The organism is Ornithinibacillus liuyingii, from assembly GCF_055550225.1.
Genome location: NZ_JBPWOS010000001.1, coordinates 137,988 through 158,453 on the forward strand (window position 1 = coordinate 137,988; position 20,466 = coordinate 158,453).

General features: G+C 37.3%; 20 protein-coding genes. 16 read left to right on the forward strand and 4 right to left on the reverse strand.

The window, feature by feature from the left end; translation table 11 throughout:
* The first annotated feature begins 30 nt into the window (after positions 1 to 30).
* Complete coding sequence (locus tag ACSKT4_RS00715; protein WP_211741610.1) at positions 31 to 891, forward strand: protein kinase family protein; 861 nt, start codon at positions 31 to 33, stop codon at positions 889 to 891.
* Positions 892 to 1,040: 149 nt separating this feature from the next.
* Here ACSKT4_RS00715 and ACSKT4_RS00720 read toward each other — a convergent pair whose 3' ends face one another.
* The gene (locus ACSKT4_RS00720; RefSeq protein ID WP_211741609.1) at positions 1,041 to 2,627 is read right to left on the reverse strand and encodes a peptide chain release factor 3; all 1,587 of its coding nucleotides are present in this window, start codon (positions 2,625 to 2,627) and stop codon (positions 1,041 to 1,043) included.
* Between the two features lie 446 nt (positions 2,628 to 3,073).
* Here ACSKT4_RS00720 and ACSKT4_RS00725 point away from each other — a divergent pair, with 446 nt between their 5' ends.
* From ACSKT4_RS00725 to ACSKT4_RS00790, 14 genes are all read left to right on the forward strand, one after another.
* On the forward strand, positions 3,074 to 3,979 hold the full coding sequence (locus ACSKT4_RS00725) for a hydroxymethylglutaryl-CoA lyase (protein WP_186870102.1): 906 nt from the start codon (positions 3,074 to 3,076) through the stop codon (positions 3,977 to 3,979).
* A 119-nt stretch (positions 3,980 to 4,098) separates the two neighbouring features.
* Positions 4,099 to 4,614 carry a hypothetical protein gene (locus ACSKT4_RS00730; protein ID WP_465822642.1) on the forward strand — a complete coding sequence of 172 codons (516 nt, stop codon included), beginning with the start codon at positions 4,099 to 4,101 and terminating at the stop codon, positions 4,612 to 4,614.
* A 53-nt stretch (positions 4,615 to 4,667) separates the two neighbouring features.
* Positions 4,668 to 5,273, forward strand: a complete 606-nt coding sequence (locus ACSKT4_RS00735; RefSeq protein WP_186870103.1) for a helix-turn-helix domain-containing protein — start codon at positions 4,668 to 4,670, stop codon at positions 5,271 to 5,273.
* A 306-nt stretch (positions 5,274 to 5,579) separates the two neighbouring features.
* Positions 5,580 to 6,866, forward strand: a complete 1,287-nt coding sequence (locus ACSKT4_RS00740) for an L-lactate MFS transporter (protein WP_186870104.1) — start codon at positions 5,580 to 5,582, stop codon at positions 6,864 to 6,866.
* Positions 6,867 to 6,956: 90 nt separating this feature from the next.
* Positions 6,957 to 9,308, forward strand: a complete 2,352-nt coding sequence (locus ACSKT4_RS00745; protein WP_465822643.1) for an FdhF/YdeP family oxidoreductase — start codon at positions 6,957 to 6,959, stop codon at positions 9,306 to 9,308.
* Between the two features lie 10 nt (positions 9,309 to 9,318).
* Complete coding sequence (fdhD, locus tag ACSKT4_RS00750; RefSeq protein WP_465822644.1) at positions 9,319 to 10,134, forward strand: formate dehydrogenase accessory sulfurtransferase FdhD; 816 nt, start codon at positions 9,319 to 9,321, stop codon at positions 10,132 to 10,134.
* 227 nt (positions 10,135 to 10,361) lie between these two features.
* Positions 10,362 to 11,375: a GTP 3',8-cyclase MoaA gene (gene moaA / locus ACSKT4_RS00755; RefSeq protein WP_343221455.1), complete on the forward strand. Its 1,014-nt coding sequence runs from the start codon at positions 10,362 to 10,364 to the stop codon at positions 11,373 to 11,375.
* Between the two features lie 29 nt (positions 11,376 to 11,404).
* Positions 11,405 to 12,415 carry a MoeB/ThiF family adenylyltransferase gene (locus ACSKT4_RS00760; protein WP_186870108.1) on the forward strand — a complete coding sequence of 337 codons (1,011 nt, stop codon included), beginning with the start codon at positions 11,405 to 11,407 and terminating at the stop codon, positions 12,413 to 12,415.
* Between the two features lie 10 nt (positions 12,416 to 12,425).
* Positions 12,426 to 13,748: a molybdopterin molybdotransferase MoeA gene (locus tag ACSKT4_RS00765; RefSeq protein WP_186870109.1), complete on the forward strand. Its 1,323-nt coding sequence runs from the start codon at positions 12,426 to 12,428 to the stop codon at positions 13,746 to 13,748.
* A complete protein-coding gene (locus ACSKT4_RS00770) occupies positions 13,729 to 14,184 on the forward strand; it encodes a molybdenum cofactor biosynthesis protein MoaE (protein WP_186870110.1) in 456 nt (151 codons plus the stop codon). Before ACSKT4_RS00765 ends, ACSKT4_RS00770 begins: the two co-directional genes overlap by 20 nt.
* Before the next feature lie 12 nt (positions 14,185 to 14,196).
* Positions 14,197 to 14,430 carry a molybdopterin converting factor subunit 1 gene (moaD, locus tag ACSKT4_RS00775; protein WP_186870111.1) on the forward strand — a complete coding sequence of 78 codons (234 nt, stop codon included), beginning with the start codon at positions 14,197 to 14,199 and terminating at the stop codon, positions 14,428 to 14,430.
* A 2-nt stretch (positions 14,431 to 14,432) separates the two neighbouring features.
* Positions 14,433 to 14,936: a molybdopterin-guanine dinucleotide biosynthesis protein B gene (gene mobB / locus ACSKT4_RS00780; RefSeq protein ID WP_465822646.1), complete on the forward strand. Its 504-nt coding sequence runs from the start codon at positions 14,433 to 14,435 to the stop codon at positions 14,934 to 14,936.
* Positions 14,936 to 15,535, forward strand: a complete 600-nt coding sequence (mobA, locus tag ACSKT4_RS00785; RefSeq protein WP_186870113.1) for a molybdenum cofactor guanylyltransferase — start codon at positions 14,936 to 14,938, stop codon at positions 15,533 to 15,535. Before mobB ends, mobA begins: the two co-directional genes overlap by 1 nt.
* Positions 15,536 to 16,054 (forward strand): MogA/MoaB family molybdenum cofactor biosynthesis protein, encoded by a 519-nt coding sequence (locus ACSKT4_RS00790; protein WP_211741606.1) that lies wholly within the window; start codon positions 15,536 to 15,538, stop codon positions 16,052 to 16,054. It begins immediately after the preceding gene.
* Between the two features lie 45 nt (positions 16,055 to 16,099).
* Here ACSKT4_RS00790 and moaC read toward each other — a convergent pair whose 3' ends face one another.
* A complete protein-coding gene (gene moaC, locus ACSKT4_RS00795; RefSeq protein ID WP_186870161.1) occupies positions 16,100 to 16,585 on the reverse strand; it encodes a cyclic pyranopterin monophosphate synthase MoaC in 486 nt (161 codons plus the stop codon).
* 274 nt (positions 16,586 to 16,859) lie between these two features.
* Here moaC and ACSKT4_RS00800 point away from each other — a divergent pair, with 274 nt between their 5' ends.
* On the forward strand, positions 16,860 to 19,607 hold the full coding sequence (locus tag ACSKT4_RS00800) for a UPF0182 family membrane protein (RefSeq protein WP_186870115.1): 2,748 nt from the start codon (positions 16,860 to 16,862) through the stop codon (positions 19,605 to 19,607).
* A gap of 99 nt (positions 19,608 to 19,706) precedes the next feature.
* Here the strand turns inward: ACSKT4_RS00800 and ACSKT4_RS00805 are convergent, their stop codons facing one another.
* Both ACSKT4_RS00805 and ACSKT4_RS00810 read right to left on the reverse strand, forming a co-directional pair.
* Positions 19,707 to 19,808: a YjcZ family sporulation protein gene (locus ACSKT4_RS00805; protein ID WP_186870116.1), complete on the reverse strand. Its 102-nt coding sequence runs from the start codon at positions 19,806 to 19,808 to the stop codon at positions 19,707 to 19,709.
* Between the two features lie 134 nt (positions 19,809 to 19,942).
* A complete protein-coding gene (locus ACSKT4_RS00810; protein ID WP_186870117.1) occupies positions 19,943 to 20,389 on the reverse strand; it encodes a DUF2512 family protein in 447 nt (148 codons plus the stop codon).
* Positions 20,390 to 20,466: the final 77 nt, after the last annotated feature.

The following is a 20,466-nucleotide window of genomic DNA, read 5'->3' on the forward strand; positions in this document are numbered from 1 at the left end:
ATTCATTAGTTCGAAAAAGAAGGAGTACATATGATAAAAAAACAGTTAAATCAGGATATTTCCATTCAACTAAAAGCGGATTATAACTTTAATTGGTTAAACAGATTTGGCCAAGTCTTTACGGTGTTTGATCAGCAAGATTCTGGTAATATAAGCTTTGGAATAGAAAGCGAAGGAGTTAAACGATTCTTGAAATACGCAGGAGCGGAGACTCTTCATGGTTCTGTTTCTCCAGAATTGGCAGTTCAAAATCTTAAACAATCGGTTGGAATTTATCAAGAACTATCTCATGCTTCTTTAGTCAATTTATTGGATCATATGGAAGTGGGGGATGGATATTGTCTATTATTTGATTGGTTTGATGGAGAAGTATTACACAATCACTGGAATTTCCCACCACCACTTAAATATGAGCATCCTGATGCACCATTCTTCCGGTTTAAACAATTGCCTATAGAAAAACGACTGACAGCTTTTAAGAAAATTTTGGAATTTCACGTTCATGTTGAACATCATGGGTATGTTGCCATTGATTTTTATGATGGAAGTATATTATATGATTTCACGAATTACCAGCTTAAGATTTGTGATATTGATTTATATCAGAAAAAGCCATATATAAACACGATGGGGAGGATGTGGGGCTCATCTCGATTTATGTCCCCAGAAGAATTTGAATTAGGTGCTGTAATAGACGGTAGCACAAACGTCTTTAATATGGGAGCGATGGCTTTTTCCCTATTAGGTGGAGAATTAAATCGTTCATATGATAAATGGGAAGCTGGCAGAGACCTGTATGAGGTTGCCATTAAGGCGGTGGAAAAGGATCGAAACAAACGCTTCCCTAGTGTAGAAGTGTTTTATCAAGAGTGGAATAAAAGAGACTCTTGAGTAAATACAACGATGCACGATAACAGCTCCGAAAATAAATAGAAGCCTAGCTTAACAGCTTTAGCAAGAGTTATTTCCGGAGCCGTGTGAGGTGCACGTTATATCATTTAAGTTGTTAGTTGAATATCGTTATCCTACTAAAAACTATTTTATTTAACTTGGCCATACGAATTAACTTCAAACAAATCAATTAACTCAATGTCCTTATGATTATCTTTAAACCAGTTCAATGCAAACTCGTTACGGAATAGGACGAGATAATTATCGTTGCGATCGCGAACAAGTAAATTACGATCATCAAATAGCGATTCCTTTACCTGTTCTGCCTTTAACCATCGAGGTATCCGTTCCCCAATCGATTCAAACATAACCTCTACATTGTATTCATTTTCCATACGGTATTTGAATACTTCGTATTGCAATTCACCGACTGCTCCGAGAATATAGGACTCCGTTCGTTTGTCTTTAAATAGTTGAATTGCTCCTTCTTGTACAAGCTGCTCAATTCCTTTTTTGAACTGTTTCGATTTCATAACATTTTTTGCCATTACTTTTTTAAATAATTCAGGTGGAAACTTTGGAAGTTCATCAAATTCAAAAGCTGCCTTTCCTTCTAATAATGTATCTCCAATTTGATAGGCATTAGGGTCATAGATTCCAATAATATCTCCAGCATAAGCTTCATCGATTGTATCTCGGGTAGAAGCAACAATTTGTTGCGATTGTGATAGCTTAAATACTTTACCTGTACGGGATAACTTCACACTCATACCACGTTCAAACTTACCAGAGCAAACGCGAACGAAGGCAATCCGGTCTCGGTGTGCAGGGTTCATATTCGCTTGAATTTTAAAGATAAATCCAGAGAAATCAGGATTATCCGGGGATACAATTCCTTCAGTTGACCTTCTAGCTTGGGGTGACGGTGCAAGCTTTATAAATGTATCAAAAAAGTCATGAACACCAAAGGGAGCTAGTGCACTTCCGAAAAATACTGGTGTTTGCTCTCCGTTTAAAACAGCTTCTAATGAGAATTGGTTACCAGCCTCATCTAATAATGCCAATTCCTCTTTTGCGGCCTCAAATTCGCTAGTGGTTGTCATGGCTTGATTCGCTTCATTCTCAAGTTCTCCATACGGAATGTGAGATTCAGCTTCATTACCATTAAATTTAATAAATTGCTGATTCATTCGATCGAATATACCAAGGAAACGTTTCCCCATACCGACAGGCCAGTTCATAGGATATGTTTCGATTTCCAGAACTTCCTCAATCTCTTCTAGTAGTTCGAAGGGTTCTCTACCTTCACGGTCCAATTTATTAATAAACGTAAAAATAGGAATACCACGCATTCTACATACTTTAAATAATTTAATTGTTTGTGGTTCAATCCCTTTTACTGAATCAATAATCATAACAACACTATCGACAGCCGTCAGCGTACGATACGTATCCTCACTGAAATCTTCGTGTCCAGGTGTATCGAGAATATTTACTTGAAAATCTTTATATGGAAAATTCATTACACTGGAGGTTACGGAAATACCACGCTGTTTTTCGATTTCCATCCAATCAGATGTAGCGAATTTACCAGATTTTTTACCCTTTACCGTACCGGCAGTACGAATTAGATTTCCATATAATAATAATTTTTCAGTTAATGTTGTTTTCCCAGCATCTGGGTGGGAAATGATTGCAAATGTTTTTCGCTTTGCTACTTCATCTTTTATGCTCATGTCTATTTCCTTTCCCTATAGAACTTACAAGGTATTACATACCTTATCTATCATACTATATTCAATGTAAATTGCATAATTGATTATATATGTCACTTCTTATGTAGTTATATGTAGATAGGTAGGCATCAATCTGTATCACTGTATAAAAGTTCTAAAACGCCAAAAGCTCTTAAGTGAGAATACATAAAACGTAAGGCCATACAGATAATACACAGCGAAAAAAGCAGTATCTAGAAATAATACTTATAAATCAAAAAATTTAAAAATAATGGTTTGACATAATGTATTATAGTAGGTTAAACTTTATTCAACAAAGTTGAATAAAAGGATACAATATTGAATAAGAGATAATAAAAACGATTTTATATTTCTAACATATTGTACTTATATACATGTAATCGGAAACAGGAGGCTTTTATCATCAATAAAGAGGAGGGGAATACGTGGGAAAAAGACCTGATTTTGTTCAGTTAAAAGAAGTGGGTCCTCGTGATGGTCTACAAAATGAAAAACAGTTTATCACGACAGACGATAAAGTGGCATGGATAGATATGCTCTCTAATACGGGAGTAACAGAAATAGAATACTCTTCATTTGTTAATCCAAAATGGATCCCAGCCTTAGCAGATGCTAAGGAGGTAGGGAAGCGGATTAAGCGTAATCCTGCTGTCGTGTATTCGGCGTTAGTCCCAAACATAAGAGGGTTGGAGAATGCATTAGAAGCAGGTATAGACGGAGCGTCTGTTTTTATGTCAGCGAGTGAAACCCATAATGTAAAGAACATCAACAAATCGATAACGGAAACCTATCCTGTACTAAAGCAAGTTATTGATGAGGCGAAAAAAGAAAAGAAAAAAGTTACGGGCTATGTTTCTACAGTATTTGAATGTCCATATGAAGGGAAAATAACGCCGACTCAGGTTATGCAAGTATGTGATCAATTAATCACAAGTGGTGTGAATGATATTTCACTAGGGGACACGATTGGTTCAGCAGTACCCTCTCAAGTAGAACTACTACTGGATGAAATACTGAAGCGATTTCCAAAAGAAAAAATAATCATGCATTTCCATGATACTAGAGGAATGGCGATTGCTAATATCATGACCGCATTAAATTATGGAATTACAAGGTTTGATACGTCAATTGGTGGACTAGGAGGCTGTCCTTATGCTCCTGGTGCAGCAGGTAATGTAGCAACAAATGATGTCCTATATTTATTACATGGGTTAGGGATAAGCACAGGTATACAGGATAAAAAGGTTCAAGAAGCATCTATTTTTATCCAAAACAAACTAGGAAAAAAACTCCCTAGTCGATCATTAGCTTATGTTGAAGGAACAGGTTAACATAGGGGGATTGTGATTAAGGTGTTAAATCACAATCCTTTTTTATTTTACATATAATTAAAACTATATTTCTTTATCAGTGGTAAAATGTAGGAAAATGACTCTGGGGGGATTTGATAATGAGAAATATTCGCCTAAGTGAAAAGGTACTACTCTTGGGTTATAGTTTTATCTTACTTTTTATGATTGTACAAGACTTCGTTCCGCTAGGCTCGCTAAACGATATTGAAGCAATTAAACAAGAAAAAACTACGAATGAACTCATTTTAGTAACATTAATTGGTGTCATACAGATAGCATTATTTATCACATTAATATTGTTGTATGCTGGTAAAACATATCCCTTACTAATTAAAATTTGGCTAGTTATCCACCCATTATGTATATTCGCAGGGGCTCTAATGAGTTGGTGGATTCCATATTTTACTGGAATAGGGGCTCAAGAGAAAGTGGAAGGTTACACCACGATGTTTGGCAATACACATGCTTTTCTTCCTATGATGAATGGGATAGTTCCAAATACTTTACATACCATTTTTCATATAAGCTTATTATTCTGTATCCTATTGTCTATTTATATTTTTGTAACGAAAACAAAGGTACCAAGTAATATTAATGAAGATAAAGTTAGCTAACGTATAAAAATCTATCCTTATCCTACTCTTGACTAGCAAATTATCTCTAATCTATGATAGAAGAAAGATTTGCAACAGCAAGAGGGGAGAGAAAGATCATTAATCTGGAAACAATCGGGAAGAAAATAAAAGAAATGCGCTTGCGGAAAAAATGGACTCAGCAGCAAGTTGCAGATGTAGCAGGTATTTCAAAAAGTATGCTATCGAAAATAGAAAACGGGCAATCTGCATCTGCCATTGCAACCCTTTCTAAAATCAGTGAAGTACTCGAAGTTTCTCTCTCATGGCTATTAGATGAACAAAATGAACAAGACTTGGTTTTATTACCTAAGTCCAGTAGAAGGCCGAGATTTGGGGATGAAAATATGGGGTATTCCTATGAGCTTCTTGCAAATCGTTCATCGCTATCTGGATTTGAACCGACTATTGTTCATGTAACCCCTAAGAATTTAAATGCTCGTGAAGATACCTATACTCACTCACAAGACGAATTTATCTTTATTCTAGAAGGGGCAATATATCTTTTATATGATGGAAAGAAGTATTATATGGAAAAAGGAGACAGTGCCTGCTTCCAAGGTTCTAAACCGCATCTATTTGTTCCAGTAGATGAAAATGAAGCGAAAGTTTTAACATTTTTTATCGATAATCCTTTATAAAGAGCCTTGCAATCGGTCTGAACCGCTATGTTAGTATCAATCAATATACTAGCTAATGGGTTCACCTTGCAAAGCTTTTTTATTTTAGTCTGGTAAAGCAGAAAATTAATAGTTGATTAGCAAACGCTTTCATGATAGGATAATAAACAGAATTGATTGAAAATAATAAAAAATAATACGTTTACGTCTTGTTTGCAAAGCTATTATAAAAGCCCTATCTGCCACTAACCGCTATATAGTGAACTTATTTTCTGTAGTTTTCTAGTTGTTAATGATGAAACTTACTATTATTAAAGGAGGATGTTTATGGAGAAGGTCAAAAATAGGTGGCTAATCGCAGCATCTGCTCTTGGTGTTCACCTTTCCATTGGATCGGCGTATGCATGGAGTGTGTTCACCAATCCAATGATTGAACAATATGGTTGGAGTCAGACACAAGTTTCGACAGCTTTTAGCATTGCTATTTTCTGCTTAGGCTTTTCGGCAGCATTTATGGGGCGCTTTGTAGAAAAAAACGGTCCTAAAAAATCAAGTATGCTTGCAGCGATATTCTTTGGGTTAGGAGTTGCTGGTTCAGGTGTTGCAACGCTTTTGGAATCATTGCCTTTATTATATCTTTTCTATGGAATTATCGGAGGAATGGGACTTGGGATTGGGTACATATCACCAGTGTCAACACTTGTTAAGTGGTTCCCTGATCGGCGTGGTTTGGCAACTGGTTTAGCTATTATGGGATTTGGATTTGCTGCTATGCTCAGTGGTCCGGCCATCGAATCGTTAATAGGTCTAGTTGGAATATCGAATACATTCTTTATTCTTGGAGCGGTTTATTTTGTTGTCATGACGGCATCTGCTCAATACTTAGCACCACCACCAGAAGGTTGGGCACCAGCAGGCTTTGTGGAAAAACAAGAATCTGGTAAGACCAAGATTAAGATAAGAGAAGATTTATCCCAGTTAACTGCTAATGAAGCAATCAAAACAAGAAGATTCTGGATGTTATGGTTTATGTTATTTATTAATGTCACCTGTGGAATTGCCATTCTTGCCGTAGCATCCCCAATGGCACAGGAAATTACCGGAATGACAGCTATTGCTGCAGCTGCTATGGTAGGTGTATTAGGCTTGTTCAATGGTGGAGGACGAATTGGCTGGGCGTCATTAAGTGATTATATTGGTCGTCCAAATGTATACACTGCTTTTTTTGTTATTCAAGTAGTGGCATTTGCCATCTTACCATTTGCATCTAATGCAATTTTATTCCAAGTTCTTTTGTTTGCGATACTAACGTGTTATGGCGGTGGATTCGCATCGATACCAGCATATATTGGTGATTTATTTGGAACAAAGCAACTAGGTGCAATTCATGGCTATATTTTAACCGCATGGGCTATGGCTGGTGTAGTAGGGCCTATTCTGCTTTCCTTTATCTATGATAATACGGGTAGTTATACGTTAACGATGACTATATTTTCTATTATGTTCGCGGTAGCGTTAGGGCTATCTTTGTGGATACGATTGGATATTAAACGACTTCGAGGGGAAAGAGAGAAGCTTACTGTTCAGCATGCCTCTGCAGCAACACAGGAATAGCATATTGGCAATCAAAAAAGGGTCGCGACTTCTAATAAGGAGTTTGACCCTACATGTGTATCTCAACCAGTTATAAAGGAGGAGAACGTTTTGGGAAAAACGAAGCATACTGGTCCGATCAAAATATCGAAGAAGCCTGATCCTAAGCTTTGGGTAAGTAAAGTACCATTTGGATTAGGAAAAGTAAAACCACATCATATTCGAGATACGATGAAAGTGGTGTGGGAGAATAAGGATAACCTACCATACGCAACTCGAATTCTTACGCAGGGTGTATGTGATGGTTGTGCACTAGGTGTTGCTGGGCTTAAAGATCAAACATTAAAGGGTCCACATGTATGTACGACAAGATTGAATGTACTTCGTCTGAATACGATGGGGCCAATAAAGGAAGATATTTTACATGCTGATATAAAAGAACTGCAAAAGATGAGTAGTACAGAACTTCGTAAGCTAGGAAGAATTCCTTATCCATTAATCCGTAAGCCGGGGGACCGAAATTTTAGACGAATATCATGGGATGACGCCCTAGATAGGATCGCGGATAAAATGAAAGCGATTAATCCGAAACAAGCTGCGTTTTATACAACCTCGAGAGGAATAACAAATGAAGTATATTACACGTTAGCAAAGGTTTCTCGTTTTTTAGGAGTAAATAATGTAGATAATGCTTCACGTATCTGCCATTCACCATCTAAAACGGCGTTGAGCCGCTCTATTGGTGTGGGAGCTTCTACTTGTAATTATAAAGACTGGATTGGTACAGATGTCCTCGTATTCTGGGGATCTGTCGCTGCTAATAATCAGCCTGTATCCACGAAATATATGTATGCAGCTAAACGTAAAGGAACCAAAATCATCATTATTAATCCATACCATGAGCCGGCAATGGATCGGTATTGGGTTCCTTCCATTCCAGAATCAGCACTGTTCGGAACGAAGATTGCAGATGATTTCTACCAGGTTAATATTGGTGGTGATATCGCCTTTATGCATGGAATAATGAAGCATTGGTTTGAAATGGAAGAACGTGAACCAGGATCAGCCCTTGATCACAATTTTATAAACAATCATGTAAATGGCTTAGCAGAATTGCAAGCAAAAGTAAAATCCTATAATTGGAAGCAATTAGAAAAATCCTCGGGTATTTCGAAAGAGAGGATGCTAGAATTAGCTCAGTTACTTGCCAAATCAAGCTCTGCGGTTTTTGTTTGGTCGATGGGCCTTACGCAGCATCGATTTGGTACAGATAATATATCACAAGTAGCGAATTTAGCATTGCTTAGAGGCTTTCTCGGTAGAGAGCACTGTGGCTTAATGCCAATCCGTGGGCACTCTGGGGTGCAAGGCTCTTCCGAAATGGGAGCAGACCCATTCTCCTTACCAGGTGGAGGTCTGGATGAAAATAACAGGAAGCGAATAGAACAAATTTGGCGATTTGATATCCCACAATGGCAAGGAGATATTGTTGGGGTTTCCTTGGAAAATGCACTATTGCCAGAACAGCATGAAAGAAAATTAAAGCTCTATTATATGTCTGGTGGAAATTTCTTAGAAACGATGCCAGATCCAGATTTTGTGAAGGACAGTTTGGAAAATATTGATTTACGAGTGCATCAAGATATTATCTTGAATACCTCGACACTACTAGATGCCAAAGAGGCTGTTCTCGTTTTACCTGCTATGACGCGGTATGAGCAGCCTGGTGGAGGAACATCTACTTCAACAGAAAGAATGGTCTATTTCTCACCAGAAATTAAAGGACCTAGAATTGAAGAAGCGCGAGCAGAATGGGAAATATATATTGATTTAGCAAAAAGAGTTAGACCGGATAGGAAAGAATTAGTTGATTTTAAGGATGCCTCTGAAATACGTGAAGAGATTGCTAAGGCAGCACCAAACTATGATGGGATTCAACATCTAAAGAAAAAGGGTGATCTGTTCCAATGGGGAGGAGCATGGTTATGTGAAGGTGGTATCTGTCCATCACCTGATGGAAAAGGGAATTTAATTACGGTTGAATTACCGGAATTACGAAAACCTGAAGGACATTTTTATGTAACTACTCGACGGGGAAAACAATTTAATTCGATGATTTATCATGAGAAAGATCCGTTTAATGCTGCAGATCGATTTGATGTACTAATGAACAAAAAGGATGGAAAAGAACTTGGTATTCAAGAGGGAGATGCAATTGTCGTCTTTAATCAGCATGGGTCATTTACTGGACGTGCAAAATTTGTCCCAGTACGGTCTGGTAATTTGGAAGTACATTGGCCTGAAGGAAATTCCTTAATTCCTAAGGGTGTCTATGAGAGCTTTGCTGGAATACCAGAATATAATACTGCAGTCATTGTGGAGAAAGCGGAAACCTACTATGCCCAAAAAGATACCAAGTACGTGGAAAAACGTATAGAAGAATTAGAAATGGAACCACAATGAAGGTGAGACGATGAATGATATCAATCAGGATAGTTGGGAGATAGTTCGTTTTCATGGTAGAGAGGCGTTAGAAGTGGAAGAGGAGATTGCTATAGAGTTTCCTTTAACCATTATTTTGAATGGGGAAGAATTTGCAACAATGCTCTGTTCCCCAACTAATTTAGAAGATCTTGTAGTAGGATTTCTGGCTTCAGAGGGGATTATTCGCCTATTCAAGGAAATTAAAAACCTTTCGATAGATCAGGTGGGCGGATTTGCCTATGTCGACTTATATAACCAAATAAACTTGCGAGAACAGGATTATTCCAAACGATTTATTGGTTCGTGTTGTGGGAAAAGTAGACAGTTTTACTTTAAAAGTGATGTCAAAACTGCTAAAACGATAACGAGTTCATTATCGTTATCTGTAGAACAATGCTATAATCTTATGAAAGACTTACAAGAACGTTCTGAACAATTTAAAAGAACTGGCGGTGTTCACAATGCAGCACTTGCAACACCAGAAGATTTGTTAGAGATTCGTACCGATATAGGAAGGCATAATGCACTAGATAAAGTGTATGGTAGTGTATTACAGAATCATATCCCATTAGCAGATAAACTTATCGTATTTAGTGGTCGTATCTCATCGGAAGTACTGCTTAAGATATCCAAGATTGGTGTTGGAATATTATTGTCTAAGTCAGCACCAACAGATCTAGCATTAAATCTAGCAAATGATCTAGGTATTACAGCAATTGGTTTTGCCAGAGAAAATAAAATGAACGTTTATACACATCCATCTAGGATTAAAGAAGTAAGTAGCAATAGCAAATACCATGCTTGAATGGCGTGGAGATAGAATAAAAGTGGATTTCTACTGAATTGCTACATGGGTGGGTAATTGTTTGAAACATAAATTTGGTGAGCCATTATCTCTTTTGAGAATGTTTGGCTCACCAGTCCATACGCCGTTGGAATTTTCTAAGGATAATATAGCGAATGCTAAGGCTTTCGTTAGATCTTTTTCTATTATCCCACCATTTTTAGTCAAAACAGGTCATTAGGAGGCCGATACGCATGAATATTACGGATAAATTTGGTCGTCCCATACAGGATTTGCGTATTTCCGTAACAGATCGTTGTAATTTTCGTTGTACATATTGTATGCCTAAGGAAATATTTGGGAAAAACTATCCATTCTTACCTAAAAGTCATTTACTAACATTTGAAGAGATTGAGAGACTAGCGAAGACATTTGTGAAGTTAGGTGTTAAAAAGATTCGTATTACAGGTGGAGAACCATTATTGCGTAGAGATCTATCCAACTTAATAGCTAGATTATCTGCCATTGAAGGGTTACAAGATATTGGTTTAACAACTAATGCTACATTACTAGAGAAAATGGCTGTATCGATAAAAGCGGCTGGCTTAAAACGGGTTAATGTTAGTTTAGATGCTCTTGATAATGATTTATTTCAATTGATTAATGAAAGTGGCGTAAGTACGAATAGAGTAATACAAGGTATGGAAAAGGCTCTACAAGTGGGCCTTGATGTAAAAGTGAATATGGTTGTAAAAAAGGGTATGAATGATCAGGAGATTATTCCAATGGCTAAGTTTTTTAAAAATAAAGGTATTTCATTAAGGTTTATCGAATTTATGGATGTTGGCAGTACGAATGGTTGGGATTTTAGTAAAGTAGTGACAAAAAGAGAAATCTATGACCAGTTAACAGACCATTTTGATTTAGAGCCTGTCGACCCTGCATATGTAGGGGAAGTAGCAAAGCGCTACCGGTACGTAGGTAGTAAAGTAGAGGTTGGTTTTATTACTTCGGTTTCGGAATCCTTTTGCTCGACGTGTACAAGAGCTCGAATTGCAGCAGATGGTAAGGTCTATACTTGCTTGTTCGCTGCAAGTGGATTCGATTTGAAAGAACTAATTCGCTCAGGGGCTACAGATGAGGAATTAGAGAAACAAATCATAGCAATTTGGCAAAATCGAACGGACAGATATTCCGATGAGAGAACAGAAGAATCCTCAAGAAATAAAGAAAAAATTGAAATGTCCTATATCGGTGGTTGATATTATCTTACTTAAGTGAGGGAAAGTCAATGAAGGATCGTTATTCGCGCCAGGAATTATACAAACCAATCGGAGTAAGTGGTCAAAAAAAGATACAGAGTAAGCACGTGTTAATTATTGGATGTGGCGCACTTGGAACGATGAATGCAGAAAGCTTAGTGCGAGCTGGAATAGGTAGGCTGTCCATCGTTGATCGGGATTATGTCGAGATAAGTAATTTACAAAGACAACAGCTATTTACTGAGGAAGATTGTTTGAAGCAATTACCGAAAGCGATAGCTGCTAAAGAACACTTACTTAACATCAATTCTTCCGTCACGATTAATGCGTATGTCATGGATGGTACGAGTTCGAATTTGCCACCATTGATGGAGGATGTGGACTTAGTTATTGATGCTACGGATAATTTTGATATTCGTTTTGTTATTAATGATTTAATCCATCAATATACCATTCCATGGATATTTGGCTCGTGTGTCGGTAGTACAGGGATGAGTTATACCATCGTACCTCAAGAAACACCTTGCTTACAATGTTTACTTGATGCAACACCAGCTTCAGGTGCAACCTGTGATTCAGTAGGGGTCATCTCCCCGGCTGTACAAATGGTTGTCGCACTTCAGCAAGCGGAGGCATTAAAAATCTTAGTAGAGGATGATGAATCTCTACGTACGAAGCTAGTAACCTTTGATTTATGGAATAATATGTTTCACACCATGGACATTAAACGTGCAAAGAAAAATACTTGTCCTACATGTGGGGAGAATCCTATATATCCGAAACTAACCTATGAGTCACAAACCAAAATGGAAGTTCTTTGTGGGAGAAATACGGTTCAAGTTCGGTCGAAACGAGAAGTACATATGGAAGAACTTGCTAGACGATTAAGCGAAATTGGAACGGTTCATCAAAATGATTTTTTACTTTCAGTCGATTATCACTCATTTCGGGTTGTAATATTCAAGGATGGTAGAGTGTTAATTCATGGAACGAATTCAATTGAACAGGCAAGAAATATATATTATCAACTAGTGGGATAGGAGGGGCAACATGGTAGAAAGAAGAAAACCTATCAAGGTTCAGGATGCAATCCAACGAATGATGAACTATAAAAAAACTGGAAGTGTACAGTATGTGCCAATTGAAGATTCCTATGGGCATTTTCTTGGTCAAGATTTAATTGCTGACCATGATGTGCCTTTTTTTGACCGCTCACCATATGATGGTTTTGCAGTTCGTGCAATGGATACAGTGGGTGCTTCAAGAAGTAACCCAGTAACTTTTGAAGTTATCGGGGAAATAGGTGCCGGAAGTGTATTTCAAGAGGAAGTTGGAAAGAAACAGGCTGTTCGTATTATGACTGGTGCCATGATTCCTAAGGGCTGTGATGCCGTTGTGATGCTTGAGCTAGCAACCGAATATGAAGTGAATGGAGTAGCATATTTTGATTTAAAGCGTAGCTCTAAGGCAGGGGAAAATATTTCATTTACAGGAGAGGATACAAAAAAAGGTACGGTATTGGCATCAAAGGGAACTTTTATAAATCCGGGGATTGTAGCTTTACTTGCTACCTTTGGGTACAAAGAAGTTCCGGTCAGTGTAAAACCAAAAGTCGGAATCATAGCTACTGGAAGTGAACTATTAGAGGTCGGTCAATCTCTTGAACCTGGTAAAATACGGAATAGTAACGCCTATATGGTGTATGCTCAAGTGAAAAGAGCGGGGGGAGAACCAATCTATCTTGGCCAGTTCTCAGATGATTTTGATACATGCTTTATCCAGGTGTCAGAAGCCTTGGATAAGGTGGATTTTTTAATTACTACTGGTGGAGTTTCCGTTGGGGATTACGATTATCTTCCCGAAATCTATGAGAAATTAGGTGCCAACGTATTATGTAATAAAATTGCGATGCGTCCAGGGAGTGTAACGACTATAGTGGAATACAATGGCCAGCTTTTATTTGGATTATCTGGCAATCCATCAGCCTGTTATGTCGGATTTGAATTGTTTACTAGGCCCATTATCCGTGAATTTTTACATACTAATACACCGTTTTTAAAGAAGGAAGTGGCTATCTTAGGAGCTGACTTTAAGAAAGCGAATCCTTTTGATAGGTTTGTTCGTGGCCACTTAGGGTTTAAAGATGGTAGGTTAATAGCAAATCCAATTGGATTGGATAAATCGAATGTCGTTTCTTCATTGGGGCAGGCTGATATCCTCATTCAGCTTCCAGGTGGATCTAGGGGATATGAAGCAGGGATGGAGGTCTCCGTTATTTTACTTGAGGATCAAGAAGGTGTATCGTTTGATAGCTTTATAAAACAAGATATTCATTCTAAAAGGAGTAAACGAAATGAAGGAAGATATGTATGAAATTCTCGAGGAACCAATTCAAGTTGAGAAGATTATTGAAAAAGTAACGAGAAGAAAAGCTGGTGCTATTACAACTTTTCTAGGAACAGTTCGTGAGTGGACAGATGGCAGAAGGACAATTTTTTTAGAGTATCAAGCCTATAAAACGATGGCAGTGAAGAAACTTGCCCAGATAGGGAAAGAAATTCAAGAAAGGTGGCCAGATACAGAGGTTGCCATTACCCATCGGATTGGAAAACTAACTATTTCCGAGATAGCGGTTGTAATAGCAGTATCCTCTCCACATCGAAAAGCAGCCTATGAGGCCAATGAATTTGCGATTGAGAGAATAAAACAAATTGTGCCGATATGGAAGAAAGAACATTGGGACGATGGAGAAACATGGATTGGAGATCAGCTTGAACAGAACGCTTATCCAAATGGTGAACCATCCTAAGGAGGTAGCAGAATGATTACAGTTCTATTTTTTGCCCAATTGCAAGAAGCTATAGGGAAAGATCGATTGATTATGGAAGAGTCTGGGATAACAATTACGGAATTAAAGGGAAAATTGAAGATGGAATACGCTATACCACAACTAGATCATGTGATGACAGCTGTTAATGAGGAGTATGCACTGCCAACAGATACTGTTTCTTCAGGGGATATTGTTGCGTTTATCCCACCAGTAAGTGGGGGATAAGCATGGTCATTCTACAAGTTGTAGGATATAAAAATAGTGGAAAAACGACTATTGCAAAGGAATTGATTACGTACTTAGCAAGCGAAGGAATAAGGATTGCTTCACTCAAGCACCATGGACATGGTGGACTACCAATTGGTTTAGAGAAAACAGATAGTGAACAGCATAAACAAGCTGGTGCATATGTCGCTGGAGTACTAGGTGAGGATGTATTACAAGTATCACATTCAGGGGATTGGCAAATTCAAGATATTCTTCTTATTTATCAACAATTAGGAGTAGAGTTCTTACTATTAGAAGGGTTTAAAAAACTAACTTTTCCCAAGCTAGTTCTATTAAAGAATGAAGAAGAGTTATCCTTAATTTCATCCCTACAAAATGTCATCGGGATTATAACCACAGCTGAAATTAATGCATCTGCCGTTCCTTACTCTATATTTCATTTCGATGAAACCAATAGCATATGTACTTGGGTATATCATAACTATAGAGAGGGCTGGTTATGATGGGAAAAGGCGTATCAGGAATTATAGTAGCCGGTGGAAAATCTAGTAGATTCGGTTCGCCAAAGGCATTTGCTGAGAAGGATGGGATTCCTTTCTATCAACATACGATAGCTGCGATGGAACCCCTAGTGGAATCAATTGTTCTCGTTTCCAGTAGTGAATTAATTACTAAATTCACTAGTGAAGGTACTAGTGTGAAAATTATTACAGATAACCCTGACATAGCTGGACAGGGGCCACTAGCAGGTATTTATTCAGGAATGGAGCATCTAACAAGTGAGTGGTATTTCATTTCTCCAATCGATATACCATTTATTAATACGAGAACATATGAGATTCTTCTTGAACATATTGGAGCTGGAAAAGAAGCGATTGTACCAATTGTAAATGGAAGAATGGAGCCTCTTATATCGATATTTCATTATTCCATAAAGGAGAAAATTAAGGAGCAACTTCGCTGTAATGAGCTTGCTCCGAGGCAACTATTTCAAAACAGTCAGGTAGCTTATGTGGAAATTGATGATGCTGACCCATTTCGTAATATTAATTATCAAGAGGATTTAGAACGGTATATAAAGACAAGAGAAGGAGGTAGCTAGATGCTGAAAGAACATCGAGAGAATGAGAGAGCTTCTGTGAAATGCTCCGTTATGACTGTGAGTGATACACGTACGAAGGAAACGGATAAGAGTGGAAAGCTGATCATACAATTATTAGAAGCAGAAGGGCACAGTATTACTCATTATGACATCGTTCGAGATGAGAAAAGGCTTATTCAAGAAATGGTAAAAGGCGTTACGATACGTCAAGATGTGGAAGCGGTTCTTATCAATGGCGGTACGGGAATTTCGAATCGAGATGTCACCATTGAAACAATTCAGCCTCTTTTCACCAAGGAAATTCCAGGATTTGGTGAGCTGTTTAGAATGCTAAGTTATCAGTTAGATATTGGTTCTGCTAGTATGCTATCTCGAGCTACAGCTGGTGTTATGAATAATCGAATTGTTTTTTCTACACCAGGTTCACCAAAAGCTGTCCAACTTGCAATGGAAAAGTTAATCCTACCTGAACTTGGACACGTATTGAAAGAAGTGACGAAGGATATCGATGAAAAGTAAGGAGGTTGTCTTATAGAGGGACACCTCCTTATCTAATAAAGTTAACTAGTTGCTTCGCTTATAATCTCCGCTCTTTCCACCACTTTTTTCCAGTAAATAGGTCGAACCAATCGTCATGCTTTTATCGATAGCCTTACACATATCATAGATGGTAAGTGCTGCTATCGAAGCAGCAGTTAAGGCTTCCATCTCAACTCCTGTACTACCAACTGTCTTAACCTCTGAGTGAATAATAAGTTCTAAGTTATCATCTAATTCATTCCATTCGAACGTAATATTAACCCCGCTGATTGGAATCGGGTGACACATAGGAATTAGAGAGGAGGTTTGTTTGGCTGCCATAATACCAGCTACTTGGGCAACCGACAGAACATCACCTTTTTTAATTTGTTGTTGTTGTATTGCTTCATAAACGAGTTGGTTCATATGTATACTAGATCGAGCAACAGCTACACGGGAACTAGCTTCTTTATCGGATATATCGACCATTTTTGCTCGGCCATCTTGATTAAAATGGGTAAGCATGATTATTATCCCCCTTTAATACTTCGCTTACATTCATCATATTTTACTAATTAGGAAATGACAAGGATTCTCTTTAGTATCAGGATTTTCCGGAAACGATGAGGACCACTACTAACTGGAAAACGAAATGGATAATCCCTTGTTTATTGAATTTATGTAGCAGAATTATTTTGAAACCAAAAGTAGTGTCTTATCGTATTAATAGTTGCAATAGCAGATAATCTGATATGATTAGGATAAGTTATTATTTTTGTTTAACTATTAATTAGGGGGTACAACATTGGATTTCACCGTTTTTGAAAACAAATCTTCAAAAAAGAAACCAAAGCTATCGAAGGCTAAGTCAATTACTCTATTGGTTATTGCTCTCGTTCTTATTGTTGGTTTTTTATCTGTCGGATTGTTAACGGATTATATTTGGATGGATAGTGAAGGGTTCCGTAGCGTTTTCATATCCATTTTAGGTAGTAAATTATTACTTGCTGCGGTAGGTTTTGTTGTTTTTCTAGTATTATCCGTTGTTACATTTTATTGGATTCGTAGTTCCTATATTAGTTATTTAGATAACGAAAAACTACCACCAATAATTTTAGAAAAGAAGAAGAGTAGTGCCATTATATTTGGTATTTCATTATTAATTGGATTATTGGGTAGTTCTCTTGTACAGGGGATTGGTTGGGAGCCATTATTAAAATTCTTGAATCAAGCATCCTTTGGTATAACCGATCCGTATTTTGACATGGATATTGCATTTTATATGTACACCTTGCCAGTATTGAAAATTGCTTTGAATCTATTATTAGGCTTAGCCATCTTTTTCTTTTTAATAGAAGCGGGATTGTACTCTGTTTTTGCAATGTATCGCAAAAGTAAAAAAGCTCAAATTCATATGGGAGTTACATTAGGCATTATCGGTCTATTGCTAGCTGGTCTACATGTATTAGCTCCATATGAAACATTATTAACCAATCAAGTTAATATTTTTCAAGAAAGTGCTGTTTATGGTTTAAGCTACACAGACCAAATAATCAATATTCCTAAATCCTATATTTTAGCAGCAGTTGCTATTATTGGCATCATCTGGATGATTATCGCGATGAATCGTGGGAAAATTGTATCTATGGCTATTCCAGTTGTAGTTTATGTCGTATTAGTTATTGTTGGGCAGGCTTCTAGTGTAATTGTACAAAGCTTTATTGTTTCTCCAAATGAGTTCTCGCGAGAGGAACCATACTTGGCGCATAATCTTGAATATACAAGAGCTGCCTATCAATTAGCAGAAATCAAGGAAGAAGAACACCCAGCTAATGATTCTTTAGATTCTGATATGATTGAGCGGAATCGGCTAACGATTGATAATGTACGAATTAATGATGTTAGACCGTTACAGGATGTTTACGATCAAACCCAAACCATACGACCTTATTATACTTTTAATGATGTAGACATTGACCGTTATATGGTGGATGGGAAATACGAGCAAGTATTTATTAGTCCAAGAGAATTACGCACGGAGGACCTGTCCGACCAAGCAAAAACATGGGAAAATCTTAATTTACGCTATACCCATGGATATGGCGTTGTAATGAGCCATGTTAATCAAGTAACACCGCAAGGACAACCGGAGTATATGTTGAATAATTTACCACCACAAGGTGTTATCGACATTAGTCGGCCACAAATCTACTTTGGGGAAGAGTCCTATGATGAAGTAATTGTAAATAGTAAAAAGGAAGAATTTGATTATCCTGAAGGTGGCGATAATGCCACATCACGTTATGAAGCAGATAATGGAATACCGATGACTGGTTTAAATCGTTTATTATTTGCAGTCGACACAGGTAACTTCCGTATGCTCGTATCTGATCAGATAACGAAGGAAAGTTTATTACTTCATACACGTAATATCGTTGATCGAGTTAATAAAATTGCTCCTTTCTTTGAGTATGATGATGATCCATATATTTTCATTCGCGAAGATGGTAGTCTTGCCTGGATGATTGAAGCATACCTAACTGAAGCACAGTATCCATATGCTGAGCCTTATAATAATAGTGGTGAGAATTATATTCGTAACTCTGTAAAAGTAGTCATAGATGCGTACAGTGGAGAAGTTAATTACTATCCAGTAGATCCAACTGACCCACTGCTACAAACATATCGAAATATATTCCCTGATTTATTTACGGAAGAAATTCCTGAGGATGTTCAGGCACATTTCCGATATCCTGAAAAGTTATTTGTAACACAAGCGACGATGTTTGGAACATATCATATGACCAATTTAGAAGTATTTTATAACCGTGAGGATGTATGGCAATTTCCGACAGAGAAGTACTATAACAAAGATATAACGATGAATCCATACTATGTCACGATGAAGCTTGAGGAAACAGAGATGGAAGAATTCATATTAATGCAGCCATTCACACCTAGAAATAGACAAAACATGATTGCATGGATGGGAGTACGAAATGATGGGGAGCATTATGGCGAGATATTCGTACATCGTTTCCCTAAACAGAAAAACGTATATGGTCCACAACAAATTGAAAATAGAATTAATCAAGACAGTGTGATATCACAACAGTTAAATCTTTGGTCTCAAGGTGGGTCAGAGGTTATTCGAGGAAATTTACTAGCCATTCCAATTGAAGATACGATTCTCTATGTGGAACCGATTTATATTGAATCGTCCAATGAAACATCACTTCCAGAAGTAAAACAAGTGGTGGTAGCATATGGTGATTATATTGTGATGGAAGAAACCTTTGAAAAAGCCTTAGACCGGATTCTTGAATTAGTGGATCCTAATCATGAATCAGATGAGGAAGTAGATCCAACTGAATCTAATGAAAGTGTTGAGGGTGGGGAGGATACGAATCCTATTCTAAATGCAGAGGATACGCTAATAGAGCTATCCGAATTATTCGATGCCTATCAAAATGCACTTTCACAAGGTGAGTGGGAAAGAGCTGGAGAAGTAATGACCGAAATAGAAACATTATTAGAAGAAATTAATAACTGATTATGATAGAAGGGTGGTTGATAGGCTTTAGCCTGATAACCACCCTTCTTGTGTAACCAGGTAACCTGAACAGTTAAAAACAATGTATCAGGTTTTTTCTTAGTATCCACCACCAACATAGGCAGAACCTACAATAATTAATAAAATGAATAGAACTACAATTAACGCAAAGTTATTCCCATAGCCTCCACTATACCCCATACTAACATTCCCTCCTTTATCTTTATTCAATGCTATCCTATGGAATTTCGTTTTAACGAGCGTGGACATTTATGACAAGGATAGGAGAAATGTGCTTTGTAATCATTTAATAAAACCTTACGAGGAGAATGTAACTATGGAGTTTTATCATCAGGATGATCTAACTCTTTACTAAACTCTGTTTGCATATCAGTAAACGTTCTTATATTTTGTGGTGAAGATCTGGTTTTGGCGTGAAATATATTGTCCTTTAAATAACGGTGATAGAAAACCTCACCAATAGCTATGCCAATTGCTGAGATTAATGCTGCATCAGTCAAGAAAGTGCTATCTTCGGTTAACCATAGTCCCAGTACATAGATGCCAACAAATGATAAGCCAAAATCACCAATGGTTGCCCAAAAGTTACGGACGTTAGGTAAGATGAAAATATCTCCTAAAAATGCCAATGTACTTATCATAATACTGATAATCAATATGTTCATGAGGCTTACATGATAAATTAATCCTAAAACAATCCATAGTATTGCCGTGGTCAATACAAGTTTTATGATAAAGGGTTTCAGATAATAATAGTTCATCCATTTATCCTCCTGACATCATTTGATACTAATTTTCCCTTGTTCTATTTTTTCATTCTTTCTCAACCTATCTATAA

Bases quoted from the DNA above. Each gene is read 5' to 3' on its own strand.
- ACSKT4_RS00715 (WP_211741610.1), top strand. From the start codon at position 31: ATGATAAAAAAACAGTTAAATCAGGATATTTCCATTCAACTAAAAGCG.
- ACSKT4_RS00720 (WP_211741609.1), bottom strand. From the start codon at position 2,627: ATGAGCATAAAAGATGAAGTAGCAAAGCGAAAAACATTTGCAATCATT.
- ACSKT4_RS00730 (WP_465822642.1), top strand. From the start codon at position 4,099: ATGAGAAATATTCGCCTAAGTGAAAAGGTACTACTCTTGGGTTATAGT.
- ACSKT4_RS00735 (WP_186870103.1), top strand. From the start codon at position 4,668: ATGATAGAAGAAAGATTTGCAACAGCAAGAGGGGAGAGAAAGATCATT.
- ACSKT4_RS00740 (WP_186870104.1), top strand. From the start codon at position 5,580: ATGGAGAAGGTCAAAAATAGGTGGCTAATCGCAGCATCTGCTCTTGGT.
- fdhD (WP_465822644.1), top strand. From the start codon at position 9,319: ATGAATGATATCAATCAGGATAGTTGGGAGATAGTTCGTTTTCATGGT.
- ACSKT4_RS00760 (WP_186870108.1), top strand. From the start codon at position 11,405: ATGAAGGATCGTTATTCGCGCCAGGAATTATACAAACCAATCGGAGTA.
- ACSKT4_RS00765 (WP_186870109.1), top strand. From the start codon at position 12,426: ATGGTAGAAAGAAGAAAACCTATCAAGGTTCAGGATGCAATCCAACGA.
- ACSKT4_RS00770 (WP_186870110.1), top strand. From the start codon at position 13,729: ATGAAGGAAGATATGTATGAAATTCTCGAGGAACCAATTCAAGTTGAG.
- moaD (WP_186870111.1), top strand. From the start codon at position 14,197: ATGATTACAGTTCTATTTTTTGCCCAATTGCAAGAAGCTATAGGGAAA.
- mobB (WP_465822646.1), top strand. From the start codon at position 14,433: ATGGTCATTCTACAAGTTGTAGGATATAAAAATAGTGGAAAAACGACT.
- mobA (WP_186870113.1), top strand. From the start codon at position 14,936: ATGGGAAAAGGCGTATCAGGAATTATAGTAGCCGGTGGAAAATCTAGT.
- ACSKT4_RS00790 (WP_211741606.1), top strand. From the start codon at position 15,536: ATGCTGAAAGAACATCGAGAGAATGAGAGAGCTTCTGTGAAATGCTCC.
- ACSKT4_RS00805 (WP_186870116.1), bottom strand. From the start codon at position 19,808: ATGGGGTATAGTGGAGGCTATGGGAATAACTTTGCGTTAATTGTAGTT.
- ACSKT4_RS00810 (WP_186870117.1), bottom strand. From the start codon at position 20,389: ATGAACTATTATTATCTGAAACCCTTTATCATAAAACTTGTATTGACC.